Origin of the sequence: Paenibacillus filicis (assembly GCF_038070315.1) — a bacterium.
Classification (GTDB): domain Bacteria; phylum Bacillota; class Bacilli; order Paenibacillales; family NBRC-103111; genus Paenibacillus_G; species Paenibacillus_G filicis.
Map to the genome: position 1 here is coordinate 1 of NZ_JBBPCC010000036.1, position 14,322 is coordinate 14,322.

The following is a 14,322-nucleotide window of genomic DNA, read 5'->3' on the forward strand; positions in this document are numbered from 1 at the left end:
CGCCTTCGCTTGGGCTACGACCCTCCTCCATTATGTACCATTTCCAAATATTAATTAAAGAACATACGCGGGTAGCATGTAGTGCTTTTAAAGGAGTCTTATCTTAACCTAAGCACTAAGAAAACACTTTATTTTCTTCTAACAACTAATTGAACATCTGCAGCAGCAGCGGAACAAACAATCTTCCCGAGATAACAAAAGCATCCACCCGGAGTCCAACAGCGGATTCCGAATGGATGCTTGGTTAAGCGACTAGCTATAGACTGTACTAGGCGGCTGTCCACCGTCCGGGCTTACCCGGTCTAACGGTCATTCAGCCACAGCAGCGGCTGCCGGATCGCCATATTCCGCCGAAGTTCCTCATTGCCCGGATCAGGGTCCAGACTCCTCCACAGCTCCAGAACCTGGCGCTTCTCCAAGGCCAGCCCTGCGAAGAGAAGGAAGCTCATCCCGACCGGCCAGGCGTCGAAGTGCTCGATGTCGCGGGCATACGGCCAGATTTCTTTATCAGCCAGATAAGGATATAGGAACTCCAGCCCCTTCCGGATGCCGCGCCCGTCCGGCAGCACATACGTCCACAGATTGTCCTGCTCCGTCGAGAGCAGATGGCACAGCGTCACCATGTTGTCCAGCACGAAGCAGGAATAGCTGTACGGCTTCGTCCGGGCTAGCTCCAGCGGGAAGCTGCCGTCTGCGCCCATCTGTCCCGGGAGCAGTACTTCCTTGTACGCCTGGCGGCATTGCTCCAGCATGTCCTCATGGCCTGTGAACATGGCGAAGGCCGCCGCCTGCACATACCAGCAGATGCTGTGGTTGTTGGGATGACGCCGCTCCTCCAGGCCGTGAGGATGCGTGCTCATCCACTGCAGATAATCGGCAAACCACTGCTTCAAACCTCTACACACCTCATCGGTTAGTGCCGCAGAACCCTGCAAGGCACCCACCGCCACCGGGATGTCGATCAGATGCAGCGTGTCGATGATGCCGATTCCCCGCCCGTCGCATACGCCGGGAATGGCCTGCGCGTAGAGTAAGTGCGGATTCATCCGCGTCTGCAGGTCCAGGAAGAACGCCTGCAGGAAACGTACAGCCGCAGCGGCGTACTTTTCCTCCCCTGTCAGCGCATACGCCGCAGCCAGCAACGAGACCTTCGTTCTCATCTGGCGGAGAATCAGCCGATGCCGGGTGAAATTACCCGGGTTGCTCTCTCCGTCGCGCTGCACGTAGGGAAGCCCGTCCAGCGTATCCGGGTTCAGCCACCAGTAGTCGCCGTTGGAGTAATAATCATGGGCGGTGCCCGGACTGTTCTCCGCTCTCGCATCGGTGATGCATACCGGCGGCTCATCCAGCAGCAGCTCCGCTTGGCGCGGAATACGCTCCGTATCCAGCCACTTCGGCCAATCGGCCCTCTCTAATCGGATGAGGAAGGACATCTCGTCACCACTCCCTTACTTGAGCAGATTTCGGGCGTCAAAGTCTGAGATGATCGTACGCTTGGCCGTTCCTGCCTTCTCCGCTTGATCCAGCCCGTCGTTATAACGCTTGTTCAAATCCCCGAACGCCTTGTCCAGAGGTGTCACGCCCAGGATGGTCTCGGCGATGACGCTCTGCCACGTCTTCCCTTCCACCTTGTGAGTCGGGTAGACCGGCCAGATCGCGTCGTCCTTCGGTGTGAAGTCCTTGAAGTTCTTGAGCGAAGGCTCCTTGGCCTGGGCGATGACCGAAGGTACGAGCGCCACGCCCTTGCCCTGCTCGAAATACGGAACCAGCACATCGTCACTGTAGATGTAATTCAGGAATTCCCATGCTTCTTTCTTGTGCTTGCTGGTCGACGAAATATACAGCCAGTTGCCTGCGGCGTTGATGTAGTTGGCGCCCTTCGGAGCCTGTCCGTCGATGGTCGGCAGCTGCGCCACACCCCATTGGATCGAGGTCGGGAACTGCGACTCGTAGACGCTCGGCTCGGCGGAAAGCGACAGATACATGCCGATCTTGCCAGCGGCAAACTGGTTGCGCAGCGGATCGATATCCAGCGACTCGTACCCCGGAAGCATACTCTTATTATCCACAATCTGCTTGACCGCTTCCACATAAGGCTTCAGCGTGGAGAACTCGTATTTCCCCTGGCGCCAATCGTAGATATCTCCGCCGTCGAGCCGGAGCAGCGGCATGATGCTGCGCTCAAACGCAGCCACCGGGTTCTTCATGTTGAGCGCGAAGCCGTAGACGCCGTCGGCCTTGCCCGCTTCCGTGATCTTCTTGGCGTAGTCGACCAGCTCGGCAAGCGATTTGGGCGGTCCGCTAAGCCCGGCCTTGGCGAATAGATCCTTGTTATAGATCAAGCGGAAGGTGGAGCCGTAATTCGGCAGGCTGTACAGCTTGCCATCCACCGAGTTGATCCCGTCTAGATAGAGCAGCTTGGTTCCAAACTTGCCCTTGATTTCCGGCGTCAGGTAGTCGTCGAGCGGCTCGATCGCTTTCATTTTCACCATATCGCTCAGCGCCAGCTTGCTCTTGGCATTCATGATATCCGGAGCCTCTCCGCCCTGAATCGCCGTCTGCAGCGCCTGCTCGTAATTGTCCGTCAGCACCTGGTACGTAACCTCGATCTGGCTCTTGTTGGTTTCGTTGAACTCCTTGATCTTGGCCTGCATCAGATCCACGTCGTGTCGCGCGTTGGTCCAGAAGCTCAGCTTCACCTTGCCACCCGGAGCGTCCGTCTGCTTGTCCGCTTCCTTGGTATTCGAGCATCCCGTCAGTGCAAGCGTCAGCGCTATACCGCATGTAAGCGCTTGTTTTTTAGATAGTGCCATATGATCAGCTCCCCTTCTTCCTCTGGTTACACGGTTGATTATAGGCTGGGTCCCTCTCCCCCAGGTAGAGAGGTAAATCTCGACACCCAGGGGGAATTTTCTCATTCGGGTACTCCATGATGCCTGGCTATCCCTTGACCGACCCGTTCGTAATCCCGCTGATGAAGGACTTGTTCGTCAGCATGTAGATGACCAGAATCGGCAGCATGGACAGCATCGAGCCCGCCAGCATCAGATGCCACTCCGCAGCGGCATTGGTCGAATATTTCAGCGCGATCACCCCTACCGTCAGCGGCCGCAGATCGGGATTAGTCATGGTGAAGATCAGCGGCAAAATGTACTGATTCCACGCATCGCGGAAGGTGAATAGCCCGACCACGCCGAGCCCAGGCCCGAGCAGCGGCAGCACGATGCGCCAGTAGATGCCGAAAAATCCGCAGCCGTCGATGGTCGCCGCTTCGTCCAGCTCCTTGGGGATCGACTTCACGAACCGCTCCAGCAGGAAGATGAAGAAGGACAGATGTGTACCCACGAAGATCAGAATAACGCTCCACAGCGATTTATGCATATGGAAAGTCTTCATCATATCGAACAATGGCCGGTAGGTAATAGCCCCGATGGTGACAAACATCGTAGCCGCCAGCACGAACAGAATCGCGCCCCGACCCGGGAAGCTTCTGCGCGCCAAGGCATAAGCCGCCATGGAGCAAACCAGCAGATTCAGCAGAGTCGACAACACCGAGATGAACAAGCTGTTCCAGGTGTACTTGGCGAAGTTCGCCCGCTGCCACGCTTCCAGATAGTTGGCCCACTGCCAATCCTTTGGCAATAGACCGGTGCTGTTCAACAGCTCGAAGTTCGTCTTGAACGATCCGAATAAGGTGAATAACACCGGATATAGGATCAAGAATACGATGCCCAGCAAAAATAGTCCGATCACGCCCCAGCCCAGCCACGCCCCCAGGCGAACGGATGGGGACACAGCGCGCCGCGCCGGCTTGATGTCCGCTGTCATACTGCTCATGCTTGCCGCCTCCTCTTACAATGTGCTGGATTTACGGGAAAGATACAGATACAGGCCTGTGATGGCGCCGACGATCAGCGCCGACACGAACCCTACCGCCGCTCCGTATCCGTACTGCTGCACGACCGCTTCGCCCTCCGAGACGGGGAAAAACAGCTTGTAGAGGTACAGGTACATGACCTCGGTCTTGCCTGCCGGTCCTCCGGCGGTCAGCACCATGATACTCTCGTAGCTCTTGAGCGTATTGACGATCGCCAGCATGATAATCATCTGCATGACGGGACCGAGCATCGGAATCGTAATCTTGAAGAACTGCTGGGTCTTGTTGGCTCCATCGATGGAGGCGGCCTCATACAGATCGTTCGGTATGCCCTGGAGCCCTGCCAGGAACAAGACCATATAATTGCCCAACGCCCCCCAGATGGCGACGAGGATGGCGGTCAGCATGGAATACTTGATGCCCAACCATTCGATCGGTGCCTCGATCATACCGAGGGAGATCAGCACGTTGTTGATGATCCCGTTGTAGGAGTTGAACATCAGGTAGAAGACCAGAGAGATCACCGCAGCGCTCAGAATGGTCGGCATAAAGATGACGGCCCGCACCGTATTGCGCGCAAATATTTTCTGATTCAGAATAAAGGCGATCAACAGAGCCAACGGCAGCGTCACGATCAGCTTGCCGAAGGTGAACACCCCTGTATTCCATACGGAATGCCAAAATTGCGGGTCGCGCGTGAACAACCGGACGAAATTATCCAGACCGATGAACTGTGCATCTGAGAAGCCATCGTAGTCGTAGAACATGTATTTGAACGCCCAGCCCATCGGATAGATCGCGAACAACAGAAGGAACACGACACATGGAAACACCATCAGGTAGGGCCCCGAGTAACTTCTCCACTTCTTCAAAGTCATCCTCATCCAAACTCCTCTCTATGTGGTTCAGCCATGGATTAAGTATAAAAGCGGGCTGACCAATCCTCTAGAGAGGTAATCCTCCTGCAGAGGGGGGGATATTCTACTCCGCGGGAGAGCTGGTGCCGAGCAGTGCGTCGCGGTATTCCGACGGGGTCTGACCGGTCTTTTTCTTGAAAATCTCACGAAAATACCGGCGGTCATTATAACCCAGACGCTCGGCAATCTCATAGATCGGGACATGCGGATCGATCAGCCATTCCTTGGCCTTGGACAGCTTGAGCTCGGTAATAAACTCGACGAAGGTCATCCCCGCTTCTTTCTTGAACAAACTGCTCAGATAGTTGGGGCTGACGCCGACGTGATCTGCTACCAGGGGAAGCGTGATGACTGACAGCGCCTGCTCAGCGACATACTGCCGGGCCTGCTCGGCGATGTTCTTGGTACCGGCTTTCATCCACAGCCGCACCTGCTGGGCCGCCTCCTCAGACAGCTTCAGCATATGCGCCCGCAGCTCCGCCAGGCTGATATTTTCGAAGGCCTCCTTCCATGTATGCCGGGCTGCGCCGGACAGTTCGTCATCCAACCCCATATCGTGCAGCAGCCTGTACAGAACGGCAGATAGCTGCAGGCAAGCAAGACGGATATCGTGCGGCGTGCCGCCCTGGCGGTGAAGCGATTGGAAGAACGGATCTATCCCGGCCTCGATCAGCTCCGGCTGGCCGCGCTTGACCCGGGTCAGCAGCTCCTGCTCTTCCACGACCGGATAGGCCGTCCGCTGCAAGCGGTAGCGGTAAGCCACGAGGTCCTCGTAATGCACGACCTGGTTGCCGCCGAAGAAATAGACATGCTCGATCGCTTCGCAAGCCTGGCTGTACCCGCCCGGTAAGTCCTTCAGCTCAGGACAGAGAGAGCTTACCCCGATCGTCACCGTCAGCTTGGAGTTCCGCTCGATCGCAAGCCGGCAGTAATCGGCGAATTGAAGCAGACCCAGCTTGATCTCCTTCTCCTCCTGGGCCGCTTCATAATTGACGAGCAGCGTGAGGCGCCCCCACTCGGAGTAGAAGGCGATGCCTGTGCCCCACTCCGACAAGCAGTCCCGGATAATGTTCTCGACGATGAAGCGGGTCAGCTCGACCTCCTGCACCGGGTGCTCGGCGATGTCCGCGAATCCGTCGATTGCCGCCACCAGCAGCCCGAAGCTGGACGGCTTGACCGGAATCTCCGCGAAGCTCCACTTATCCTGCAGACGATGCAGCCGGTGATCGCGAAACAGGACCAGCTCCGTTAAATATTGCTGCCGCAGGGCCGGCAGGCTGGCCTGCATCTTGCGCTGAAACTGCTGGCGCTGCTCATCATGCTCCCGCTGCTTGCGAATCTCCCCCAGCTCCTTGTCGATAAGCTGTGACAGTGTCTTGATATCGACGGGCTTCAGCACGTATTCCGAAGCCCCCAGGCTCATCGCCTGCTTGGCATAGTCGAACTCGTCGTACCCGCTCAGCACAATAAACCGCGCCTCACGCCGAACCGACCTGAGCCGCTCCATCAGCTCGATGCCGTCCATGTTCGGCATACGGATATCCGTGATGATTAGATCCGCCTGCAGCTCCCGATCCTTCTCTAGAGCCTCCGCCCCGTCATAAGCCAGCTCGACGCGCTCTACGCCAAGCTGGTCCCAGGGGATATGCTTATGGATACCCTGCACGACGCTTTCCTTATCATCTACCAGCAGCACTTTCATCTCGCTACCTCCTCGACTCTGATCCGGATTTCCATCACGGTGCCGATGCCCGGCTGACTCTCGGCATACAAGCGAGCCCGCTCGCCAAAGAAATACCCGAGCCGTTCCTTAATATTGCTTATCGCATAGCCCACGCCCGGTCCGGCTTCATGCTCCAGAGCGGATGAAGAGCTGTTCAAACGCTCCACTAGCTGCGGCTCCATCCCGATTCCGTTATCCTTCACCTGCAAAATCGCCCACTCCCCTCTCAGGAAAGCGGAGATGTGAATCTGAAACGCCCTGTAGTCATTCTGCTTGAAGGCGTGCAGTACGCAGTTCTCCACCAGCGGCTGCAGGATGATGTTGGGCACGGCCACGCGGGCCGCACGCTCATCTAGGCTAATCTCAAAGCTGAACTGTCTCTTGTATTGATGGTTGACCAGCTTCAGATAATATTCCACATGCTCGATCTCATGGGCAATCGTCGTCTCCTCATTCCCCTTATTCAGACTAAGCCTGAAAAAACGGGAGAGTGACAAGATGATATCCGGAGCGGTAGGGTCCTCGAACTCAAGCGACTTCCAATACAGCTCGTCGAGCGTGTTGTACAAAAAGTGAGGGTTGATCTGCGCCTGCAGCGCGCGCATCTCGGCCTTCCGCTTGGCCCTGCCCTCGTCCACGATCTCATGAAGCAGCTGCTGAATCTGCTGCAGCATATCGTTGAAGCGATGCCCCAGCTGGCCGATCTCGTCCTTGTGCTCCGAGGCGAACCGCACGCTCAGGTTGCCCAGCTTCACCTGATTCATCAGCTTCATCAGCTTGCGCAGCGGATTGGTCACCCACTGGGCGATAAACTTGTTCAGCAGGAAGGAGCAAACGAGCAGGACAAGCGTCATCACTGTCGTCACATACTGAATGGATCTTACGTTCTCCAGCAGCTTCGCCTTGGGCTGCACGACGACGGACTGCCAGCCCACGAAGGGGATGTCGGCGTGGCTGACGAGAAACGTTTCCCGGTTAATCTCCATTTCAAAGTGAGGCGGTTTGCCCTGAATAGGCTCTTGCTGCAACCGCTGAATAAACTCCTGGATGCCAGCGGACTCCTCCGACCGGAAGATCGGCTTCCCGGTCTCGTCTAGGATCAGGGAGAAGCCCTGCGGGGATAGCTGAATGCTCTTTAGATTATTAATAAATTTCTCCGTCGATAAGGTGATGACCACGTAGCTGTTCTCCTCCAGATAGCTGCTGTCGGAGGTTGGCCGGGTCAGGAGGCTTACAACATCGCCTTCACCTGCGAAGAGCGGATCGCGCTCCAGATACAGCCAGCGGTTCTTCTGTGTGTGCAAGACCTCCTCGTAATAAGGCGTTTCCTGGAAGCTGAGCGGCGTCCGCTTGAACGGGCCGTCGAAAAACTCCCCCCTGGGCGTATACATATAGATCTCTTTGATCGTGGTGGAATTCACCCGCATCTGCGAAAAAAGGGTAAACATGTTATTGAACACACGCGTATAAGACTCCCTTGAATTGCCGCGGCTCCAGTTCAGCGTCGACTTCATCGCCTCGCTAGAATTGATCAGATACATGCGGTCACTGATATTCTTCAGCTCATTGTTCATGTAACCGCTCAACTGATTAACCATCTGATTGGCCGCATTGTAGGCATAGCCCTGCAAGATGCGGGAAGCTTCGTAGTAAGAGAACGCTCCTGTCAGCGGAACGGCCAATAATATGACCAGTGACGTCGCTATAAATACCTTTCGCTCCAGGCTATAATTCCAGAACAAGTTCGCGAAGTACCGGAACACTGTGATCGCCTCCCTCTTGCCGTCCTTATTTTTTCATAGGGTTCCTCGCTAGGGCAAGGGTTATCATTTTACAATCCGGCTAGAAGAATCATCGTATAATTTCCCCCTTCCATCAGCTCCATGCAAAAAAACCATCCGGTTCATGGAACCGGATGGCGCAAATACGGGCGGACTGCCCGCTTATTTCATTAAAAGAAGCTCTCGAGCTGCTTCTGAATCTCTTCGTTCGTGCCGCCGACAACCTTCTGGAACTGCGGCTTGTCGAACAAAGCCTGGATCGGCTCCGGATAGGTCTGGCTGATCTGGCGAAGCCGGATCGCCTCGTCGAACTTGGCCGGATGAGCCGTAGAGAGCACAACCGCCGCTTCCCCGTCCTCCGCAAGCCGGTCCGAAGCTGCCGCTCCGCAAGCGGTGTGCGGGTCAAGCAGATACTGGTACTTCGCATGGTAGTCGCTGATCGTGTTCAGGCATTCCTCGTTCTCCACGCTATACGCTGCAAAATCCGCCTGAACCTGCTTCAAGACGTCGCCTTCGATCACGATGCTTCCTTCGGCCTTGAACTGAGCCATCAGAGAAGTCACCTTGGCCGCGTCCTCTCCGTACAGGTAGAACATATACCGCTCGAAGTTGCTGGCGACCTGAATGTCCATCGATGGGCTGTATGTTCCACGGAAATCTCCCGGCTGGTATACGCCTTCCTGGACGAAGCGGGCCAGGATGTTATTTTCATTGGTAGCCAGAATCAGCTTGTGAACAGGAAGTCCCATCTTCTTGGCGAGGTAGCCGGCGAAGATGTCGCCGAAGTTGCCTGTCGGCACGCTGAAGCTGATCTTGTTCGCCTGCCCTTGCTTGGCCAGTTGGAAGTAAGCATAGAAGTAATAAACCGTCTGGGCGAGAATCCGAGCGATATTGATGGAGTTAATCGCGCGCAGATGGTACTTGTGCTTGAATTCAACATCCGCGAACAGCTCCTTGATGATGCGCTGGCAGTCGTCGAAGGTGCCTTCTACCGCCAGATTCAGCACGTTGGCGTCGTCTACAGTCGTCATCTGCAGCTCTTGGACCTTGCTCACCTTCTGGTGAGGATGCAGGATGCAGATCCGGATACCTTCCTTGCCGCGCACGCCCTCGATAGCCGATGCTCCGGTATCGCCGGAGGTCGCGCCCAGAATATGAATGATGGAGTCCGTCTTACGGGAAACGTAAGCATACAGATTGCCCAGGAACTGCAGGGCAACGTCCTTGAAGGCAAAGGTCGGCCCGTGGAACAGCTCCAGCACGTAACGGCTGCCATCCAGCTGATGCACCGGGGTCACTTCCTCGTGACGGAACGTGGAGTAGCTGTCATCAACGAGCTTCTTCAGGTCCTCACGCGGAATTTCCCCGTTCACATACAGAGAGAAAATCTCCAAGGCAAGCTCGGAGTAAGTAAGCTGCTGCCACTGCGCCAGCGTATCCGCCGATACCTGAGGGATCTGCTCCGGTACGAGCAGGCCGCCGTCGTCGGCCAATCCCATCAGAATAGCGTCAATAAATCCTATCGGGGCTACTTGCCCCCGTGTGCTGATATATTTCATAAGCGCTCCCCTCGATGCTGTTAGATTTTAGGAATAGAACATTGCTGGATTAATCCAAGCTTTGCTTTTTCGCTGAGACCAAGGCATTCAAGACCAAACTTAGCTTGATCTCCAGCGCATGCACCATATATAAGGTGGCCACAAGCCCTACAATCGATCCTGCTACCGATACAGGCATGGCCCACCAGTTAGGAGACTCGACGAAGAAGGGAATGAAGGAAACCGACAAAATCGGCGGAGCGTTCAACTGGAACTTTCGAATCATCCATACGATCACGAGCATCGTGACGAATAACGAGATAACGCCGGGATAAACCGCATGAGCCAGCACACCGATCGCGGAAGCAAGAACGGCGCCCAGCGCCACCTTGACGACTTCCTTGGGATGCAGCGGACGTGAAAGGAACAGTAGACTGAACGCACCCAGCGTCGGGAAGAATAGCGTATGCAGCCCTTCTACATGCAAAGACAGCCAGTAAACCAGCATCAGATACAAACCGATGGCCACGATCTTCGTTCTCATGAACCTAAAGCCTTCTTTCGATCAGGATGGTAACCTGCCCGGACATATTGAACCCCTTCATTTTACCCCCCTGTCACTATACCGTCAAGGTATCACCGCGATGAAGGAAAGGAGCGAATTAAATATTCCTTGACCGGAATATTCCTGATATAGTATATTCAAATCAAGGGAACGGAAGCCGCTTCCTGACACGGTAATCGCAGTCCATCAGGATTGCAGAGGGGCATGGTTGTGTATGGATATGTCCGAGCATTTGCGTATTTTACTGGAGTCTGGGGTTGTGGAGGTGCAGGCGGAAGCCAACCGGCGCCATGACAAGCTTCGGGTAAAGCCGTTTCAGCAGATGGATGCCTGGCTGGACCCTTACCGCCGTACATGCCCCGAGCGGTATGACAAGCTGGACCATTATCTGCAGCAGCTCAAGGAACAACGGGAACGTCCAAACAATGAAAATTCAGGAGGCATGTCACATGGCGAACAAAATGACGTTTAAAGTAGAAGGCTCGGTACTGACTATGGAGCGGGTATTCGATGCGCCGCGCGAGCTTGTATTCGAGGCTTATTCAACAGCTGAGCATCTGAAGCACTGGTGGGGGCCGCGCGGCTGGACCTTGTCCGCCTGCACCGTCGATTTCCGCCCCGGCGGCATCTGGCATTACTGTATGAAGTGTATCGATAAGAATCAGGGGGATTTCTACGGATTCGAATCCTGGGGAAAAGCCGTCTACAAGGACATTGTAGCCTCCGAGAAAATCGTGTACACGGACTTCTTCTCCGACGCAGAAGGCCATGAAGCCGCAGGCATGCCGTCCTCAGACATTACGATGACATTCGAGACGCTGGAAGACAATAAGACGAAGATTACGAGCCGGGCCAGCTATGCCTCGGAAGAAGCGCTGAAGAAGGTTATCGAGATGGGGATGGAGCAAGGCATCAGCGAAACCTCGGATCGCCTGGAAGAATATTTGCTGACACAACGGTAAGACATATCTATGTAAGAGAAGAAGGTTCTTTTGCCGCTGTACCGGCTTGACAAAAAGAGGCTATTCCGCAGCTCATGGCTTGCGGGATAGCCTCTCTTTTTGTTCGTGCTGGTGACTGCCACATCCACGCATCAGGCTTCCGAGGACGTCGCACTGCCAGAGCTATATGAATCGGAGTAGTCGCTCCCTTTCTTCTCCCTATTCCATACATCCGCATACCCCGGGTCCTGCTGAAATACAGCGAGCGCGTAGGAACACGCGGGTATGATCGTCTTGCCCTGCTCCCGGGCTTCCCGGACGACCAAGTCCACCAGACGCCGGCCCACGCTGCCACCCCGATAGGCCGGATCTACATACGTCCGGTCGATCACCCAGGTATCCACATCGACCAGCCGGTACGTGATCTCCCCGGCCTTCCCGTTCATGTCTTGAAGCACAAAGCTGTTGCCTTGCTTCTGCACCACCAGTTGGTCCTGCGACTGTGTACTCGTTTCCTGAGCCTTGTTCATCGCTTGCTGCACCTCCGGCTGAAGAATGAAAATCCGCTGCGCCTCCGATAAAGGCAGCAGCCTTCTGTCTCCTTACCCATGGCGGTAGCGGATGAAGCAGGAACAAGCAGATTACGAGATCTGTACGCCCTTCTTGAGGGATTTGAAATTATGGTTCGTATTCACAATAATCGGAAGCATTTTCGTGCCCTTGGTCATCAGATCGCCGCAATGCAGGCAGATCGGCGCTACGGCGAATGCAAAATTATCCCTCATCCAGCCTTTACAATCTTCACGGCTACACGTCCAGATGGCCGTCGCCTCTTCCGGAATTTCTTCGAGCGATCGTTTTCTAAAGTTCATGAGCTCATCATCCTCCTGTTCGTCTGGTCGTCCCCTAAAAAATAAAGCTGCCCCAAACCTCGGTTCAGGGCAGCTTTCCTTCGTACAAAAAATCACATACGAGGAAAGGTTCCATCCGACAAATGAAACCTTCTACATATGTGAATTAAGTGTCATATGATTGAATAACTACAGTGTACCACACCGGCGCGGAAAATGCAAAAGAGTATGAAAAGCCGGGCTTTACAACGCGGCAGGCTTAGCCTCCGCTGATGGCGCAGATGTCCCGTTCTGGCTGCGGCGGCTCATCAAGAGCAGCGTGGACCAGATCAGCACGAAGCCTGCGAGCTGCCCCCAGGTCAGCGCCTGATCAAAGGCCAGCCAGTTGACCAATACCCCAACTGCGGGGAAAGACAGCTCGGCGATCGTCGCATAGACAGCCTTTGTCGACGATAATCCTTTATAATACAGCAGCATGCTGAGCAAGCCCGGGAAGAAGGCCTGGAACAACAGATTGACCGCCATCAGTGTAATTGCGCCACCGCTTGCCTGCGCCTGCCAGCTGTCTCCGCTGGCGATCAGCACAACGGCCAGCAGCGGAATGGCAAACAAGAATCGAAGCGAAGTGACGAGGTGGAAGCTGAGCTCCTTCTGCAGGAGGTATTTCCCCATCACCGTCGAGCCGCCCCACAGTGCTGCGGCCAGGATCGAGAAGAGGCAGCCCTGTGTCGCCAGATCATGCAGACCCACCGACGGCGGGGCGAAGCCGAACGTTAAGAAATAGGTACCCGCGAGAGCGAGCCCGATGTAAGCGAAGAAGCGGGACGGCAAAGCTTCCCTCAGAAGCAGACGCGCCAGAATAATGGCGAAGAGAGGCTGCAGCTTCTGCAGCAGCAGCACGGCATTCGCATTGCCATGGGCGAAGGCTGAGGTAAACAGCATGGTAGCGATGGCCGAGCCGCCCCATGAGATAAATAGCATGGCTCCGATGACACCGAGCGTCAGCTTGCCGAGCAGCGTGCGGCGGTACATCAGGAACACCGGCACTGCATAGAAGGCAAGCAGCAGATGCTCGATGAATACAATTTGCGCCGAAGTAAAGCTCTTCAGCAGCAGAATGCGGAATAAAGGGTCCAGCCCCCACAGCGTAGCGCCAAGCGCCACATACCAGATGCCGTGCGCCTCACGGCCGGTCGATACCTTTGCTTTCAAGCTCTTGGTGCCAGAACCGAATACGTGCTCCAATTCAAAAACCTCCCGAGGAATGTTTTGAATTGAACCTTCTGAAAGCGACAAAGCCCCCGCTGAATAATCAACGGGGGCATCGCCAAACAAACCTGTGAAAATAAGCTTTTCAGCGGCTGTTCTTTACCTTCTCTCATCCGGACTATACCGTCGGCCTTGGATTTTCACCAAGTCAGTCCCGGCCGGAGGCCGGGAGTCGCGGGCTGCGATACACGTACGTATCATCACCGCCGGTAGGGAATTTCACCCTGCCCCGAAGGTTCATATTCTTGTAAGCTGAATCTTATCACACCTATCGCGGCGCTGACAATACTCGTTTTCTGAAAATTTCTGAAAATGATGGAAGGCCGTTTCCCGCAGACCTTTCATTCAATTTGGAATCATCCAGGCAGTGATTCCTCTAGTAGCGCTGGGCCAGCTCCCGAGCTTGGCTGATCGCCTCTTCCCGAATGGCAGACGCCCGGTCAGCACCCGATACCGCCATCCCTTCGACGAAGATTCCTTCGAAGCTGGGCACCCCGACGAACTCCATAATCGCGGCCAGATGGCGATGGCCCATTTCCGATTCAGCCCAGTCGGAGCCTGGAGACAACACGCTTCCGCTGGCTTGAATGTGAACGGCTTTTTTGTCCCCCATCAGGCCTACTCGTCCTTGACCTGCGATATATTTGAAGGTTTTGCCTGCTACACAGATAGCATCGATGTAAGCCTTCATCACAGGCGGATAGGAATAATTCCATACCGGGTTCACAAATATATACTTATCGGCAGCCACAAATTGATCGACCAGCTCACCTAGCCGGCTGATTTTTGCTTGCTCGCCGGAGGTCAATGCTTCAAATGCAACGCCAGTCCCTAACTTGCCCCAGCCGCTGAACACCATT

The 14,322-nt window shown here is 55.2% G+C and carries 13 protein-coding genes, 1 pseudogene and 1 riboswitch; of the genes and pseudogenes, 2 read left to right on the forward strand and 12 right to left on the reverse strand.

Going from position 1 to position 14,322, the window contains the following annotated elements; all coding sequences use genetic code 11:
• Positions 1-302: 302 nt before the first annotated feature.
• From WMW72_RS33505 to WMW72_RS33540, 8 genes are all read right to left on the reverse strand, one after another.
• A complete protein-coding gene (locus WMW72_RS33505; RefSeq protein WP_341419935.1) occupies positions 303-1,433 on the reverse strand; it encodes an alginate lyase family protein in 1,131 nt (376 codons plus the stop codon).
• 15 nt (positions 1,434-1,448) lie between these two features.
• Positions 1,449-2,813 (reverse strand): ABC transporter substrate-binding protein, encoded by a 1,365-nt coding sequence (locus WMW72_RS33510; protein ID WP_341419936.1) that lies wholly within the window; start codon positions 2,811-2,813, stop codon positions 1,449-1,451.
• 127 nt (positions 2,814-2,940) lie between these two features.
• Positions 2,941-3,837, reverse strand: a complete 897-nt coding sequence (locus WMW72_RS33515) for a carbohydrate ABC transporter permease (RefSeq protein WP_341419937.1) — start codon at positions 3,835-3,837, stop codon at positions 2,941-2,943.
• A gap of 15 nt (positions 3,838-3,852) precedes the next feature.
• Positions 3,853-4,755, reverse strand: a complete 903-nt coding sequence (locus WMW72_RS33520) for a carbohydrate ABC transporter permease (RefSeq protein ID WP_341419938.1) — start codon at positions 4,753-4,755, stop codon at positions 3,853-3,855.
• 103 nt (positions 4,756-4,858) lie between these two features.
• A complete protein-coding gene (locus WMW72_RS33525) occupies positions 4,859-6,496 on the reverse strand; it encodes a response regulator (protein ID WP_341419939.1) in 1,638 nt (545 codons plus the stop codon).
• Positions 6,493-8,280, reverse strand: coding sequence for a cache domain-containing sensor histidine kinase (locus WMW72_RS33530; protein WP_341419940.1), 1,788 nt, complete (start codon positions 8,278-8,280; stop codon positions 6,493-6,495). The genes WMW72_RS33525 and WMW72_RS33530 overlap by 4 nt, the downstream gene beginning before the upstream one ends.
• 188 nt (positions 8,281-8,468) lie before the next feature.
• Positions 8,469-9,857 (reverse strand): threonine synthase, encoded by a 1,389-nt coding sequence (gene thrC / locus WMW72_RS33535; protein WP_341419941.1) that lies wholly within the window; start codon positions 9,855-9,857, stop codon positions 8,469-8,471.
• 49 nt (positions 9,858-9,906) lie between these two features.
• Entirely contained in the window at positions 9,907-10,380 is a 474-nt protein-coding gene (locus WMW72_RS33540) for a hypothetical protein (protein WP_341419942.1), read from the reverse strand.
• 241 nt (positions 10,381-10,621) lie between these two features.
• Here WMW72_RS33540 and WMW72_RS33545 point away from each other — a divergent pair, with 241 nt between their 5' ends.
• Together WMW72_RS33545 and WMW72_RS33550 are read left to right on the forward strand one after the other, a co-directional pair.
• Positions 10,622-10,873: a transcriptional regulator gene (locus WMW72_RS33545; RefSeq protein ID WP_341419943.1), complete on the forward strand. Its 252-nt coding sequence runs from the start codon at positions 10,622-10,624 to the stop codon at positions 10,871-10,873.
• A complete protein-coding gene (locus WMW72_RS33550) occupies positions 10,851-11,363 on the forward strand; it encodes an SRPBCC domain-containing protein (RefSeq protein WP_341419944.1) in 513 nt (170 codons plus the stop codon). The genes WMW72_RS33545 and WMW72_RS33550 overlap by 23 nt, the downstream gene beginning before the upstream one ends.
• Before the next feature lie 131 nt (positions 11,364-11,494).
• Here the strand turns inward: WMW72_RS33550 and WMW72_RS33555 are convergent, their stop codons facing one another.
• From WMW72_RS33555 to WMW72_RS33570, 4 genes and pseudogenes are all read right to left on the reverse strand, one after another.
• On the reverse strand, positions 11,495-11,872 hold the full coding sequence (locus tag WMW72_RS33555) for a GNAT family N-acetyltransferase (RefSeq protein ID WP_341419945.1): 378 nt from the start codon (positions 11,870-11,872) through the stop codon (positions 11,495-11,497).
• A 111-nt stretch (positions 11,873-11,983) separates the two neighbouring features.
• Positions 11,984-12,214: a cold-shock protein gene (locus WMW72_RS33560; protein ID WP_341419946.1), complete on the reverse strand. Its 231-nt coding sequence runs from the start codon at positions 12,212-12,214 to the stop codon at positions 11,984-11,986.
• Positions 12,215-12,436: 222 nt separating this feature from the next.
• On the reverse strand, positions 12,437-13,438 hold the full coding sequence (locus WMW72_RS33565; protein ID WP_423227636.1) for a DMT family transporter: 1,002 nt from the start codon (positions 13,436-13,438) through the stop codon (positions 12,437-12,439).
• Positions 13,439-13,559: 121 nt separating this feature from the next.
• Positions 13,560-13,703: riboswitch (FMN riboswitch) on the reverse strand.
• A 135-nt stretch (positions 13,704-13,838) separates the two neighbouring features.
• Positions 13,839-14,318 (reverse strand): annotated as a pseudogene (locus WMW72_RS33570) (NAD(P)H-dependent oxidoreductase); the annotation flags it as partial.
• Positions 14,319-14,322 lie beyond the last annotated feature (4 nt).

Bases quoted from the DNA above. Each gene is read 5' to 3' on its own strand.
- WMW72_RS33505 (WP_341419935.1), bottom strand. From the start codon at position 1,433: ATGTCCTTCCTCATCCGATTAGAGAGGGCCGATTGGCCGAAGTGGCTG.
- WMW72_RS33510 (WP_341419936.1), bottom strand. From the start codon at position 2,813: ATGGCACTATCTAAAAAACAAGCGCTTACATGCGGTATAGCGCTGACG.
- WMW72_RS33515 (WP_341419937.1), bottom strand. From the start codon at position 3,837: ATGAGCAGTATGACAGCGGACATCAAGCCGGCGCGGCGCGCTGTGTCC.
- WMW72_RS33520 (WP_341419938.1), bottom strand. From the start codon at position 4,755: ATGACTTTGAAGAAGTGGAGAAGTTACTCGGGGCCCTACCTGATGGTG.
- WMW72_RS33525 (WP_341419939.1), bottom strand. From the start codon at position 6,496: ATGAAAGTGCTGCTGGTAGATGATAAGGAAAGCGTCGTGCAGGGTATC.
- thrC (WP_341419941.1), bottom strand. From the start codon at position 9,857: ATGAAATATATCAGCACACGGGGGCAAGTAGCCCCGATAGGATTTATT.
- WMW72_RS33540 (WP_341419942.1), bottom strand. From the start codon at position 10,380: ATGAGAACGAAGATCGTGGCCATCGGTTTGTATCTGATGCTGGTTTAC.
- WMW72_RS33545 (WP_341419943.1), top strand. From the start codon at position 10,622: ATGTCCGAGCATTTGCGTATTTTACTGGAGTCTGGGGTTGTGGAGGTG.
- WMW72_RS33550 (WP_341419944.1), top strand. From the start codon at position 10,851: ATGGCGAACAAAATGACGTTTAAAGTAGAAGGCTCGGTACTGACTATG.
- WMW72_RS33555 (WP_341419945.1), bottom strand. From the start codon at position 11,872: ATGAACAAGGCTCAGGAAACGAGTACACAGTCGCAGGACCAACTGGTG.
- WMW72_RS33560 (WP_341419946.1), bottom strand. From the start codon at position 12,214: ATGAACTTTAGAAAACGATCGCTCGAAGAAATTCCGGAAGAGGCGACG.